Origin of the sequence: Enterococcus sp. DIV1283b (genome assembly GCF_051710965.1) — a bacterium.
In the GTDB taxonomy this organism is placed as follows: domain Bacteria; phylum Bacillota; class Bacilli; order Lactobacillales; family Enterococcaceae; genus Enterococcus_B; species Enterococcus_B lactis.
In genome coordinates this window covers 1,872,047-1,886,658 of sequence record NZ_JBIOLR010000001.1, presented here as the reverse complement: position 1 = coordinate 1,886,658, position 14,612 = coordinate 1,872,047, and the positions used below count along the sequence as shown (strand labels likewise).

Here is a 14,612-nt window from a genome sequence, read left to right as displayed (position 1 = left end):
TAACTTATAGAACCGTTGTTTTGTATTCTGTTTTGTTATAGTTGTTATAAAGTTTTATTTTATTACAGAACCTATTTAATTAAGAGCGTATAGTTAAAAGTTAAAATTGCTGATTCACATAGAGTTTATGGCTTCTTGGAAATTCTTTTTCAATCAGTTTTTTCATCTGTTTATGAAATTCTTTTTTTTCAGTAAACATAAAGGTTTGGGTATCGTAACCTTCTTCATGTAGGAAATAGATTATTCCTTTTTCTGTGTTTTGCGTATAAGCTTTTATACTCCTGTCTTTTTTGAAAGAACAGATCGTATAGTTTTCTATTTGGTCTGGGAGACATTTGATTTTCTTCAAAATAACTTTTTTATCCTCAAGTTTCATTTTTTCACCTGACTTTATTTTTTATCATATGGCAATCATAGCGCCATTGGTTATATGAAAACAAGAAGGATACTTAAATATATATAAATCGAATAGCGGGTATTTGTTATTAGAATAACTAGTTGAAATAAATGACAACTATTTTCTGATTTATTACTAATGTTTTTTCAAATAAATTTGATTACCAAGAAAAGGTAGTGGTATATTTACTGGGGGATACTTTGAAAAACATATAATAGAAACAGTAACAGCATCATGAAAAAAATTTTTTATAAAAATGGAGGGATCGATTTGATGGAAGAGCAGTATGTACAAGCAATGACGATCGCAGGATCAGATAGCGATGGAAGCGCAGGGATGCAAGCAGATATGCATACATTCTTTACAAGAAGTGTTTACGGTGTTTCTGTCATGACCGCATGTGTTGCAGGAAATTCTTACGGAATCGGAGCAAGTGTGACCTTGCCAACCGATTTTATCGATAAAGAATTTGAACTGATTGCAGAGGACTTTCAAATACGTGCAGCTAAAACAGGTATGCTAGCAGATTCAAATTTGATTGAGACAGTTGTAAAAAATTACCAAAAATATGATTTTGGACCATTAGTCGTGGATCCCGTGATCGTAACGAAACATGGAAATCTTTTACTAGAAGAGTCTGCTTTGCAAAGCTTGAAAGAAAAACTTGTCCCTTTGGCAGAAGTACTGACACCTAATTTTTACGAAGCAGAAAAGCTGACTGGATGGACATTAGCAACTGAAGAAGATTTTGTGCAAGCAGCAAAAGAACTGCAAGAGATGGGTGCGAAAAACGTCATGATCAAAGGACATCATGCAAAAGATGCGCAGCAAGAAACAGTCAACGACTACGTATTGCTTGAATCAGGAAAATCATTTTGGCTGAATGCGCCATTTTATTCTACCGATCGGATCAATGGAACCGGCGATTCGTTATCTGCATGTATTGCAGCCGAATTAGCTAAAGGAAAAACAGTAGAACAAGCGATCCGATTGGCAAAAGACTATGTAAACCGTGCGATTCGTGAAGAAATAAACGTAGGGCATAAATATGGACCAATCAATCATTGGGCAGCCGGTGAATTAGAGTAAAAGAAAGAGGTTGTGAAATCAGCGTCCTGTCCTGAGTATTAGAGAAACAAACGGAAAAATAGTTCCTCATGTTTTGCCGTTTGTTGAGCTAATACCGAAGGTCAGCTGATTGAACACCGTTTATTCGGAAAAAGAGGTTGTGACACGTTTTGTCACAGCCTCTTTTCTTTACTTGAATGGAAAAATTATAGGATTGGTGAAAACAATCGAGAAATTTGTTGTTTGAATAACAGCCAGTTAGACATTTCTTTCACTGTTTCAGTTGTCATTGGTGAACAATGTGTCTCATCTTCTTTGAACTGAGTAGCAAGTTCTTCTAAAAATTCAGGATCGTAAATGACAGCACTTGTTTCAAAATTCAATCGGTAGCTACGAATATCTTGATTTGCTGAACCTACCATGCAGATTTCATCATCCATTATCAATGTTTTTGCATGGAGGAAGCCATTCTCATAGACAAGGATCTGTACGTTTTCCTTGATGAGCTGACGAGCATAATATTGTGTTGCTCGATAAATAAAAGGATGATCCGGTTTATTGGGGATCATGATTTTCACATCGACACCAGAAGCAGTTGCGATTTTCAAAGCAGCAATGACACTTTCATCAGGAACGAGGTAAGGTGTCTGTATCCAAACACGTTTTTTAGCAGAAGTAATCAATTTGATAAACGAAAGCTTGATTTGTTCTCGTTCGTTATTTGGTCCGCTTGAGACAAGCTGGATGGACGTATCAGCAAGTTTGGATTCGTCTCTATCTGCTTTTTTAAAGAAATAATTCAAATGATAGCCGACCTTTTTTTGTTCAGGCACTGAAACGTTCCAGTCTGTTAAAAAACGAAGTTGAAGCAAAGAAGAAGCGGCACCGAAAATCCGTATATGCGTATCACGCCAATAACCGAATTTTTTTGTCGTATTTACATATTGATCAGCAATATTGAAGCCACCGGTGTAACTGATCTTTCCATCGATCACAACGATTTTTCGGTGATCATGGTAATTCAATCGGAAACGAAGCAATGCTTTTTGCGAGGTAACAAATGTATGGACATGTCCACCATTTTTGATTAGACGATTGAAATCTTTTGCTTTTGTGCCGTGGGAGCCAAATGCATCATATAATATACGAACTTCTACGCCTTCTGCGGCTTTTTCTTCTAAAACGCGTAAGACTTGCTGACCGATATTATCTGTCACAAATGCGTAATATTCGATATGGATCGAATGTTTGGCTTTTTTTAGATCTTGAAGCAGTGAATCTAATTTCTTTTGTCCGTCTGTGAGAAGAGTGACAGAATTCATTCTTGTCAGCGGCATACGATTTAATGAAGAGAAGAAGTCGACAAATTGTTGTTTGTCTTTGTCGCCCATGTCAGGATCGTAATGTTCAATGGTATCTCCTCTAAAAGACTGAAAGTTTTCTAATTCTTTCAAGTCACTTTGTCGGAGATAGAATTTTTTCTTATCCGTTAATCCACGTCCGAAAAACAAATATAATACAAAACCCACCCCAGGAAGGGCAAACAATACTAAGAGCCATGCCCAAATAGCTGCTACATCTCGGGGTTTGATCAAGATAGCCACTAAAGCAATAAGTGCATTCAATAGATAAAGGGCGGTTATAATACTAGATACCACAAAAATGTTCCTCCTTACATACAATAACATTAGTATAGCATGATAGAAGAAAGAAGCCTACCAAGGTGAATATACTTTTCACTCTTTTCATGAAAATGTAGGTAAATCGGGCTAAAATAGTTGCTTTTTGTAGTTTAATAAGGTAGGATATTAGTACAGTTGAATATCTCCTTAGGGGAGTAACCGGCAACATTTTGTTGCGATAATATCAACAGTAAGTTAACCAAATGGTTTTCTGGTATTGTATGAAATGGTGAGACCTAAGACAAATGCGCATTTGTCTTAGGTCTCTTTTTTTTCAGACAGGACTAGGACCGAGATCAAAAAATGGGGGATGAAATTTGGAAAACAAGGAACAAGCACAACAAGCGGTCTATAAAGAAACGATCGACTCGTTGATGCAGCAAACGCAGAGCTCAACCGATGGATTGAGCACCACGCAAGCGAAGGAAAAATTAGAAAGAAATGGCTTGAACCAGCTAAAAGAAAAGCCGAAGAAGCCAACTTGGAAATTGTTCTTAGAAACCTTCAAAGATGCAATGGTTATCGTATTGCTGATTGTCGCACTGATTCAGATGGTCATGGGAGACTACATTGAATTCTTAGTTATTTTTGCAGTGTTGATGTTGAATTCTATCATCAGTGTTGTCCAAACAAAAAAAGCAGAAGGTTCTTTAGAGGCATTGAAAAATCTTTCAGCACCCGATGCTCGAGTGATTCGTGACGGTAAAGAAAAAACGATTCCGGCAAACGAACTTGTCGTAGGGGATATCGTGTTGTTAGACGCAGGCGATTATGTACCTGCTGATGGACGATTACTAGATGCGGGTTCATTAAAAGTAGATGAAGGCATGCTGACAGGAGAGTCGACTTCCGCAGAAAAAGAAGTAATGGATATCACAAGTACTGTTCCAATCGGTGATCGTACAAATATGGTATTCAGCGGAACGATCGTAACTTACGGACGCGGTAAATTCTTAGTGACTTCAACTGGGAACAATACGGAGATCGGACAAGTTGCTGGTCTTTTGGAATCAACAACTGAGCAAGTCACTCCGTTACAACGAGGTCTGGATAAATTCAGTAAAAAACTAAGTCTGGCTATTTTGGCATTATCTCTACTGATTTTAGGTATCCAATTGTTCCGTATTTATCTTGGAGAAGGTACAGGAGATATGACTGCAGATATCGTCAGCGCAGTGATGTTTGCCGTAGCTGTAGCCGTAGCTGCTATTCCAGAAGCATTACAGTCTATCGTAACAATCGTGTTATCTTTGGGAACGAACAAAATGGCGAAACGTCATGCCATTATCCGAAAACTTCCAGCAGTTGAGACACTTGGCTCGACAAGTATCATCTGTACAGATAAAACTGGTACATTGACACAAAACAAAATGACAGTTGTTGACTACTTTTTAGGGAATGGCGATACTGGAGATTTCACAAACGATCCTTCGAAGTGGACAGCTGACGAACGTCGTTTGATTGAAATCAGTGTCTTAGCGAATGATGCATCGATCAGTGAAGACGGTACTAAATTGGGCGATCCTACGGAAGTAGCGTTTATCGATTTTAGTGAAAAACTAAACCAGCCTTATCAGGAAATTCGAAACAACTACCCAAGACAAGCAGAACTTCCTTTTGACTCAGATCGAAAATTGATGTCTACTGGACACACGATCGATAACGAAAATTACTTATTTGTCAAAGGTGGACCAGATATCGTCTTCCAACGCAGTAAAAAAGTATTACTGAATGGCGAAGTTGTTCCGATGACGGATGAATTGATGAAAAAATTCCAAGAGCAAAATGAAGCTTTTTCAACACGAGCATTACGTGTACTAGCTTTTGCTTACCGTCCACTTGATAATTTTGATTTATCATTTGAAGATGAAGATGATTTGATCCTTGTTGGTTTGCTTGCTATGATCGATCCTCCACGTGCTGAAGTCACTCAAGCGGTGACAGAAGCAAGAAGTGCAGGAATCAAAACGATCATGATTACTGGTGACCACAAAACAACAGCTGTTGCTATCGCAAAACAAATCGGGATTTTTGAAGAAGGAAACTTAGCTCTGACTGGAACGGAATTAGATGAATTAACAGAAGATCAACTAAACGAAGTTTTAGAAAAAGTGACGGTTTATGCACGTGTTTCTCCTGAAAATAAAATCCGTATCGTTCGTGCTTGGCAAAATAAAGGTCATATCTCCGCTATGACAGGTGATGGCGTAAATGATGCACCAGCATTGAAACAAGCAGACATCGGGATTGCTATGGGAACTGGTACAGATGTGGCAAAAGATGCAGCAGCGATGGTATTGACGGATGACAACTTTGCTTCTATTGTCAGCGCAGTAGAAGTAGGACGTAACGTGTTTGATAATATCAAGAAAGCTATTTCTTATCTATTTGCCGGAAACTTAGGTGCGATCATTGCGATCATCTTTGCCTTAGTTGCTGACTGGTCCAATCCATTTACAGCATTACAACTGCTGTTCATCAATTTAGTCAATGACTCACTGCCAGCGATTGCATTAGGTACAGAAAAAGCAGAACCCGCTACGATGAACCGTCCGCCAAGAGATCCAAATTCAGGAATCTTTACGGACAAAACATTGATTTCTGTAACGTATCGTGGTGTGCTGATTGGGATTGCTGTTATCTTCGCTCAATGGCTTGGCATGCAACATTCACCTGAATTCGGTGTAGCTATGTCATTTTCAACATTGATTTGGTGTCGGACATTGCAAACATTCCCAGCACGTTCAAATACACAAACAGCTATCCAAGCAGGGTTCTTCTCTAACAGAAGTGTCTTACTAGCTGTAGTTGTATGTAGCGCGCTTTACTGCTTAACAATGATCCCAGGACTGAAAGAAGTCTTCTCTATCCCATCAGCATTTGGATTGACAGAAGTCTTTACATGTATGGGAATCGCCCTTGTGACAATCATCTTGATGGAAATCACGAAATTGATCATTGTACGAGTACAAGGAAATAAATAAAACGAATCAAGGAGGTTGTGACACATCTTTTGTCACAGCCTCTTTTTATTTATAATAGACGGAAAGCAAAACATTTTTTTATTCATCAAAAGAGATATAATAGACAAAAGAGGAGGATGATTTATTCCGAAAAGTGAAAATATCTAACAAAAATCAAAAAGTAAGAGGGATTCAAATGAATGAAAAAGAATGGGATGATTTTGCGGAAGAATATTATGAAATCCAGCAAGAATCACAAACAACTATTGCAGAAGATGTAAGAGAATATCTGAAGTCGGAGAAAGTCCTGCCTGCTGAAATAGTAGCAGATGTTGCCGGAGGATCTGGTAGATTTCTTTCTTTAGCAAAAGAAGTTAATCACTACGATTTGATCGATTTTTCTTCAGGAATGTTAGCAAATGCAAAAAAAGAAGCAGAAAAAATTGACTTATCAAATGTTTCCTTTATCAAACGATCATTAGAAGAATTTATCCAATCCAGTGAGACATATGAATTGGTTTTTACAGCAGCGAACCCAGCTTTGACACATCCCAATCAATTAGAAAAATTGATGAAAAATTCAAGCAAATGGTGCGTGATAATGAGAGTAGTGGAATCAATCGATGATGTTTTTTATCCTATCGAAAAGCAGCTAGGAATGATAGAAGAAGACCCTAATACAACCCCATTTATCATGGATCAATTTGAATCATATTTAATTGATAAAGGATTCAAAGTACAGAAAAAAGATTTTACTTATTTTGCACAGGAATCAATTACTGAAGAGTGGATGAAGATGTACTATGAAGAGTACGCGAAAGATCCTGTTGTGACTAGATATATTCGCAAACTATTCAGTGAAAAACAAGAAATCATCAGTACGACTAGGTTGACCTATCGACTGCTTCTCTGGTCCAAGGACAAAAAAAGATTCCCCCACATTTCGTGAAGGGATCTTTTTTATGCGTTTATTATATTTTGTAATAACGAATATCATTTTCAATTTTTGTAATCGAGAAAGGTACGTCTGATGTATATTCTGCGCTTTCTCCATGTTCAGGAAGCGATTCGCTGAAAATCGTTTCATATTCGTCAACAGAGATTCGTTTTCGAGAATCCAGCATCTCTTGATGAGATTGTGCGAAGAGATATTCTTGATAGTTTTCCTCCAGATAACCTGTAAAAAATTCACTTACTGCACCAGAACCGTAGCTGAATAAACCAATGCGGTCTCCTGGCTGTAATGATTTCGAATTTTCCAGTAGAGAAGTTAGTCCAAGGTATAATGAACCAGTGTAAAGATTACCGATTCGTCGGCTGTAACGAATGCTTTCTTCATAGCGAGCCAGTAGCCGTTCTTGATTTCCTTCATCTGTTTGGTCTAATACGCTTTGCAATGCCTTTTTTCCCATCTTCGTATATGGGATATGGAAAGCAATCGCTTGATAATCTTCGAGTCCTCGACCCCATAATTCTTTATGTCGATTCCAAACTTTTTGGAACGATTCAATATACGTAGAATTAGATAAAGGTCCATCGACAACAGGAAATTCACTGTAATCTGGACGCCAGAAATCATAGATATCTTCTGTCAGAAATACGCTGTCGTCTTCAATCGATAAAATATGCGGATTTTGAGTGATCATCATCGCAACAGCACCGACACCTTGCGTCACTTCACCCCCGCTTGCCAAGCCGTAACGAGCAATATCACTTGCTATGACTAGTACTTTTCGTTCTGGATGATTTTTGACATATTCTTTTGCCATGTGCAAAGCTGCGGTGCCACCGTAGCAAGCTTCTTTTACTTCAAAAGAACGAGCAAAAGATTGGATTTTTAGTAAATGGTGGATAATTACCGCACTCGCTTTTGAATGGTCAATCCCGGATTCTGTTCCGACGATCACCATGTCGATTTGCTCACGGTCTTTTTCTGTCACGATCTTGCTGGCAGCATTTGCCCCTAGTGTAATGATATCTTCATTCGCACGATTGACTGCCATTTGGTCTTGACCAATACCGATATGATATTTTGCAGGGTCATCTCCACGGCTTTCTGCTAATTCTGTCATATCTAAATATAAATTAGGAATAAAAAAGGAAAGACGATCAATCCCTATTTTCATTTCAACACCTCTTTACTCATGATAAAAAACTTACTTTACTAAAGTATCATAAAAAGATTAAAAGAAATATAAAAAAGCGAATATTTAAGGATTGTTAAAATTTAATCTTAGAAAAAAACAACTGGAACAAGAGCTATTTGTTTTTATAGCAAAGAATGGTATATTTTTGTAGGAGGTGGCTTACTTGAAAGAAGTCGTAATGATAGATGCTGCAAGAACGCCAATAGGAAAGTATCGCGGAAGTTTAAGTTCATTTACTGCAGTTGAATTAGGCACACTTGTGACCAAAGAATTATTAGATAAAACAAAACTGAAAAAAGATAAAATAGATCAAGTAATATTTGGGAATGTCCTGCAGGCTGGTAATGGTCAAAATGTTGCTAGACAAATTGCTTTGAACAGCGGTATCCCAGTGGATGTCCCTGCAATGACAATCAATGAAGTTTGTGGATCTGGTATGAAAGCAGTGATTTTAGCACGCCAGCTGATCCAATTAGGTGAAGCAGAGCTTGTGGTAGCCGGCGGAACAGAGAGTATGTCTCAAGCACCTATGCTGAAACCCTATCAGTCAGAAACAAATGAATATGGCGAACCAATTTCCAGTATGGTCAATGACGGATTGACTGACGCATTTTCAAATGCACATATGGGATTAACCGCAGAGAATGTGGCAACTCAATTTTCTGTGAGCAGAGAAGAGCAGGATCGTTATGCCTTGGCATCTCAGTTGAAAGCAGCTCAAGCTGGTGAAGCTGGCGTATTTTCTGAGGAGATCATTCCGGTCAAGATTTCTGCTGAAGACGTGTTATCTGAGGATGAAGCAGTTCGTGGAAATAGTACATTGGAAAAATTGGGTACATTACGTACAGTATTCTCGGAAGAAGGAACAGTAACAGCAGGCAATGCTTCTCCATTGAATGACGGTGCCTCAGTGGTGATCCTTGCATCCAAAGAATACGCAGAGAATAATAATCTGCCTTATTTGGCAACCATCAAAGAAGTAGCGGAAGTTGGTATTGATCCAAGCATCATGGGAATTTCTCCAATCACAGCTATTCAAAAATTGACAGATAAAGCAGGAATAGCTTTACCAACGATCGATCTTTTTGAAATCAATGAAGCATTTGCGGCCTCCTCTATCGTGGTCAATCGAGAACTACAGTTAGATGAAGAAAAGATCAATATCTATGGAGGAGCAATCGCATTAGGACATCCAATTGGGGCAAGCGGTGCGCGTATTTTGACCACGTTAGCTCACGGATTGCTTCGTGAGCAGAAGAGATACGGGATTGCTTCATTATGTGTTGGCGGAGGTTTAGGCTTGGCAGTCTTGCTAGAAGCGAATACGGAGCAAACACGTGAGGATTTGCAAAAAAAAAAGTTCTATCAACTCACGCCATCTGAACGGCGCAGTCAATTAGTCGAAAAAGGTGTATTGACACAGGAAAATGCACTGATTTTTGAGGAACAAACACTTTCTGAAGAGCGCTCAGATCACATGATTGAAAACCAAGTGAGCGAAGTGGAAATCCCAATGGGCATTGCGCAAAATTTCCAAATCAATGGTAAGAAAAAATGGATCCCGATGGCAACAGAAGAACCATCTGTTATTGCAGCTGCAAGCAATGGCGCAAAAATCTGTGGAAATATCTGTGCAGAAACACCTCAACGGCTGATGCGCGGACAAATCGTTCTATCAGGAAAATCGGAGTATCAAGCAGTGATCGATGCAGTGAATCATCGAAAAGAAGAACTGATTCTTTGTGCAAATGAAAGCTATCCTTCCATCGTGAAACGCGGGGGTGGTGTTCAAGATATCTCTACGCGGGAATTTATGGGAAGTTTCCATGCCTACCTATCTATTGATTTTTTAGTGGATGTAAAAGATGCAATGGGGGCCAACATGATCAACTCGATCCTTGAGAGCGTAGCAAACAAATTACGGGAATGGTTCCCTGAGGAAGAGATTCTATTCAGTATTTTAAGTAATTTTGCTACAGAATCGTTGGCTTCTGCCTGTTGTGAAATCCCCTTTGAACGCTTAGGAAGAAGTAAAGAAATTGGCGAACAAATCGCTAAAAAAATACAGCAAGCAGGGGAGTATGCGAAGCTTGATCCGTATCGTGCAGCGACGCATAATAAAGGAATCATGAATGGTATAGAAGCTGTAGTAGCAGCTACAGGAAATGATACACGTGCGGTAAGTGCTTCGATCCATGCCTATGCGGCAAGAAACGGATTATACCAAGGATTAACAGACTGGCAGATTAAAGAAAATAAACTAGTTGGGAAGTTAACGGTGCCTTTGGCTGTGGCCACAGTAGGCGGAGCTTCTAATATCTTGCCAAAAGCTAAAGTATCCTTAGCTATGCTAGATGTTGATTCAGCCAAGGAACTAGCACAAGTAATGGCTGCTGTAGGGTTAGCTCAAAATCTTGCTGCTTTGCGAGCATTAGTTACAGAAGGAATCCAAAAAGGACACATGGGGCTTCAAGCTCGTTCATTAGCGATCTCAATTGGGGCAGTTGGTGAGGAAATCGAGCAAGTTGCGCAAAAATTACGTGAAGCAGAAAAGATGAATCAGCAGACAGCTATACAGCTATTGGATAAAATCCGGGAAAAATAAAAAATATCTTTAGAGGAATAAAGCAAGATTTGTAGTTATTTTAGTTACTGCAGATCTTGCTTTTTTTCTTTTATGAGAAAAATGTGTTCATTGTTAGAATGTTTTTCAAGCTATAATTAAGTGTGCGCACAAAATAAAAAAGAATGGAGAACTTATGAATAAGAAAAAAATTACCGCACTACTGAGCATCTGTTTTGGGTTATTTTTACTAGGTTATAAAGTTCCAATCTCTTATGCCGATATGAACACCGGATCTTGGACAGCTCGTACATATAATCGGGATTGGATGAGTCAGTTAAGAGATGATGTACGTCTATCAGAATTGTCTATTCCAGGGACACACAATTCAGCGACTGCAACTTATAGAGGAGGATTCAGTGGTTATGTGAGAACACAAAGTATCGATATTCGCAAGCAACTTGACAACGGGATTCGTTTTTTAGATATACGCGCACGTGCCATTGATGATGTTTTTACGATGCATCATGGTGCGTATTACCTAAATCAAAATTTCGGTGATGTACTTAATAAGACAGTGGCCTTTCTTCGTGACAATCCTGAAGAAGTAGTCTATATGAGATTGAAACAAGAATACAGTAGTGTAAATGACCATACATTCAACCATATTCTTAATACACGATATTTACAAGATAGTCGCTGGAGAGATTACTTTTATTATGGAAACGCTAATCCGACTCTTAGCGAGACACGAGGAAAAATCGTCATTTTTCGTAATTTCTTGGGAAATAATGTCGGAATCCCTTATCCGTCAAGTTTTAATATACAAGACTATTGGGATCCAGTGAATCCAAATGATAAACGATGGGCTGTCGAGCAACAAATTGATAGAGCAAATCAAAGTAGAGGGACGAATGGCGTTAAATATATCAATTTTTTAAGTGCCAACGGATTCTGGAGTGGCGTAGAGGGGTATGCAGCAGTAACCAATCCTTTTACCTATCGTCGTATATTACATAGAAATATACGACACGTAGGGATCGTTCCTAGCGATTACCCAAGTGAGAAGCTCGTCAATGCGATTATTGACATCAATCATCGTTTATTAAAAAATACTGAAAGCAGAGGTAAATACCATGGCTATATCGCTTCTATTCAATGTCAAGCAGATGTTTGGAGAGTAGTAGACTGGAATCAGAGTAACAATACTGGGATCATATTTAGCAACCGAGGTCATTCAAATCAAAAATGGATTTTCGAATATGATGAACAGACAAGATCATATATCCTAAGAAGTCTGGCAAATCCAAGATATCTTCTAGCAGAAGATATCTCATCTCGTGAGGTAGAGATGATCGGTGGTTTCTTGACTCGGGCAAGATGGCGATTGATACCAGCTAGGGAAGAGCATGTAAATGGGGATGTTTATTATCTACAAAGTGTTCGGAGCCAACGAGTCTTAACTGTGCTAAACGACATATATTTAGATAATCGTCCTTTACGTATACGTCCTTTGGAACATGCGCAAAGACAACGCTTTGTCATTCACAGAGAGGACATGCAATAGACAAGAAAAACAAATTGAAAAAAGCACGAATCTATTGTTATATTCGGATATATACTTTTAATATTAACTATTTATTATATGACTAAAAAGGCTGGAATCAAAGATTCCAGCCTTTTGTGACAAATAGAATTTTTATCTATCGGCAATCGCTGTCGCTGCAAATTGTTCAATTAAAGGAATCAGAGTCAATTTGACTTTGTATTTTCGTTCAAGTGCTTTTTCGATGACAAACTCATTTTCAACAGTCATAGAAATGGTTGCTAACTTACGAGGTTCATCAGCATTTTTTTCATAAATAACTACTTCTTGTTCATTTTGTTCTGTGTAAAATTTAGGATACTCAGCAACGGCTTTTGAAAAATCAGCAAAACTTAAAGCGGCATTCGTATCAGTTGAGCGTGTATTTTCAGTTGTGTCCGCTTTTGGTTCTTCCACTTTTTCTTCTGGCACACTGACTGTTTCTTCTGTCACTGGTGTTGCAACGGCTTGTGCAGTTGGTTCATCGTTTTTCAATCGTTGATCATTCCAGTAAGATACGATCTCAATAAGAAGATTGTCACGGAATCGTTCGAAAATACCGTTTTCTCCCGAACGGATCCGCTTTAATACAGTATTGAAATTATCATCGATAGGCACGTTGATTCGTGTATCTTCATTTGTTTTTCCAGCTAATCCGATCGTTAAGATTTGACGGTTTTTGGGATCAAGCATGACTTGTAATGGCAAACCATAACGTCTCAAGCTTTCATCTTCTAGAGAACGGAATAACTGTCCTCTTACACCATCCAATGAAGGACGGAATTGATTTAATAATTTTTGTTTCTGTTTTTTCTTCATATGTTCTCTCCTTCGCTCATACCCTTTCGATTATAAGAAAAAAAAAGCCAAATGAAAAGGAGTAATGCAAAAAAACTTGCGTATACGCAAATTACAACAGAAAAATTTGCTTATTTTTCCATTTTTTGAAAGAAAAATAAAAAAAAGGAACAGGTTATCTATTCACATAACCTGTTCCAATCTTTTTATTTTTTTGGTATCAAGGCAAAAACAGGTAACTCAGGTGAATAAATGACTTCATGTTCGTGCCAAGTTGTGACCATTAGTGAATGATCGAACCGTTTTTTCAGTTCTTCGATAATTTGATCATGTGTCCAGTTTCTTGCAGGAAAATGTTGGATCTTCTCTGCATCGATCAAAAAGACAAAATCGGAATGAAAAGTCTGAATGACGTCTTCCGAGAGAGAATTCAAGCGTTCGATTGGATCCATAAAATCACCTTTCGACTTAGAATTGGGTAGTATCTGGGTCTTTTGCCTTGCCAACTACACCATCTAACTGATCAATTTGTTTCATTTCTTCTTCTGTCAATTCAAAATCAAACAGTTCAGTATTTTCTTTGATTCTGCTTGGTGTGACTGACTTAGGAAGAGGAAGAAATCCGTGCTGCAATGACCAACGTAAAGCGACTTGTGCGATCGTCTTGTCATGCGCTTCAGCGATTTGTTTCATTTCAGGGACATCGAAGATTTTACCAGTGCCTAATGGGCTGTATGCTTCAAGAATCATCTCATGTTTTTTTGCATACTCAACTACAGCTGGCTGTAATTCACCTGGTGCAAGGAAAACTTGATTGACCATTGGCATGATTTTTGCTGTTTTAGCAAGTGTATCTAGATGGTGGGGCAAGAAATTGCTGACACCAATTGCTTTGATTTTACCTGCTTCATACAGTTCTTCAAATGCCCGCCATGTATCTGCGTTTGCTTGTTCCCAATTATCACGAAAAGCAACTGGATTTGGCCAGTGAATCAAGAACAGATCTACATAATCTGTTTGTAGTTTCTTTAATGATTCCTCAAAAGAAGACATCACAAGTTCATAACTGTGATTGGCATTCCATAACTTTGTTGTTAGGAAGATCTCTTCTCTAGGAATGCCACTTTCTTTAATGGCTTGGCCGACACTTTCTTCATTCTTGTATCCTTGGGCAGTATCGATATGGCGATAACCTGCAGCCAGTGCTTCTTTAACAGAGGAAACAGCGACATCCCCGTCAGGTGTTTGCCATGTGCCGAATCCTACTACTGGAATTTCGTAACCATTCGATAGACGATACGTGCTTGTTAATGAATTCATACTTTCAGCTCCTTTTTTATTCGTTCATCTATAAGTTTAGCGCATTTTCCAAAAAAAAGAATCCATTTTGTTTCTACTATTGAAATTTT

11 protein-coding genes are annotated in these 14,612 nt (G+C 38.4%); 5 read left to right on the top strand and 6 right to left on the bottom strand.

Annotated features, from left to right (window positions below):
• Positions 1 to 100: 100 nt before the first annotated feature.
• A complete protein-coding gene (locus tag IGJ53_RS09225) occupies positions 101 to 376 on the bottom strand; it encodes a hypothetical protein (protein WP_010732809.1) in 276 nt (91 codons plus the stop codon).
• A gap of 294 nt (positions 377 to 670) precedes the next feature.
• Here IGJ53_RS09225 and thiD point away from each other — a divergent pair, with 294 nt between their 5' ends.
• Entirely contained in the window at positions 671 to 1,486 is an 816-nt protein-coding gene (thiD, locus tag IGJ53_RS09220; protein WP_010732808.1) for a bifunctional hydroxymethylpyrimidine kinase/phosphomethylpyrimidine kinase, read from the top strand.
• A gap of 185 nt (positions 1,487 to 1,671) precedes the next feature.
• On the opposite strand, the gene cls is transcribed toward thiD, so the two are convergent.
• The gene (cls, locus tag IGJ53_RS09215) at positions 1,672 to 3,123 is read right to left on the bottom strand and encodes a cardiolipin synthase (protein WP_010732807.1); all 1,452 of its coding nucleotides are present in this window, start codon (positions 3,121 to 3,123) and stop codon (positions 1,672 to 1,674) included.
• Positions 3,124 to 3,464: 341 nt separating this feature from the next.
• Between cls and IGJ53_RS09210 the strand changes: the two genes are divergently transcribed.
• A complete protein-coding gene (locus IGJ53_RS09210; RefSeq protein WP_010732806.1) occupies positions 3,465 to 6,131 on the top strand; it encodes a cation-translocating P-type ATPase in 2,667 nt (888 codons plus the stop codon).
• A gap of 175 nt (positions 6,132 to 6,306) precedes the next feature.
• On the top strand, positions 6,307 to 7,059 hold the full coding sequence (locus tag IGJ53_RS09205) for a class I SAM-dependent methyltransferase (protein WP_010732805.1): 753 nt from the start codon (positions 6,307 to 6,309) through the stop codon (positions 7,057 to 7,059).
• A gap of 22 nt (positions 7,060 to 7,081) precedes the next feature.
• Here IGJ53_RS09205 and IGJ53_RS09200 read toward each other — a convergent pair whose 3' ends face one another.
• On the bottom strand, positions 7,082 to 8,236 hold the full coding sequence (locus IGJ53_RS09200; protein WP_259741737.1) for a hydroxymethylglutaryl-CoA synthase: 1,155 nt from the start codon (positions 8,234 to 8,236) through the stop codon (positions 7,082 to 7,084).
• Between the two features lie 184 nt (positions 8,237 to 8,420).
• Between IGJ53_RS09200 and IGJ53_RS09195 the strand changes: the two genes are divergently transcribed.
• Both IGJ53_RS09195 and IGJ53_RS09190 read left to right on the top strand, forming a co-directional pair.
• The gene (locus tag IGJ53_RS09195; RefSeq protein WP_010732803.1) at positions 8,421 to 10,862 is read left to right on the top strand and encodes a hydroxymethylglutaryl-CoA reductase, degradative; all 2,442 of its coding nucleotides are present in this window, start codon (positions 8,421 to 8,423) and stop codon (positions 10,860 to 10,862) included.
• A gap of 154 nt (positions 10,863 to 11,016) precedes the next feature.
• Positions 11,017 to 12,387: a phosphatidylinositol-specific phospholipase C gene (locus IGJ53_RS09190; protein ID WP_010732802.1), complete on the top strand. Its 1,371-nt coding sequence runs from the start codon at positions 11,017 to 11,019 to the stop codon at positions 12,385 to 12,387.
• A gap of 132 nt (positions 12,388 to 12,519) precedes the next feature.
• Here the strand turns inward: IGJ53_RS09190 and IGJ53_RS09185 are convergent, their stop codons facing one another.
• From IGJ53_RS09185 to IGJ53_RS09175, 3 genes are all read right to left on the bottom strand, one after another.
• Positions 12,520 to 13,224: a hypothetical protein gene (locus tag IGJ53_RS09185; protein WP_002373011.1), complete on the bottom strand. Its 705-nt coding sequence runs from the start codon at positions 13,222 to 13,224 to the stop codon at positions 12,520 to 12,522.
• Positions 13,225 to 13,409: 185 nt separating this feature from the next.
• On the bottom strand, positions 13,410 to 13,655 hold the full coding sequence (locus tag IGJ53_RS09180; protein ID WP_010732801.1) for a hypothetical protein: 246 nt from the start codon (positions 13,653 to 13,655) through the stop codon (positions 13,410 to 13,412).
• 16 nt (positions 13,656 to 13,671) lie between these two features.
• A complete protein-coding gene (locus IGJ53_RS09175) occupies positions 13,672 to 14,523 on the bottom strand; it encodes an aldo/keto reductase (protein WP_002290130.1) in 852 nt (283 codons plus the stop codon).
• Positions 14,524 to 14,612 lie beyond the last annotated feature (89 nt).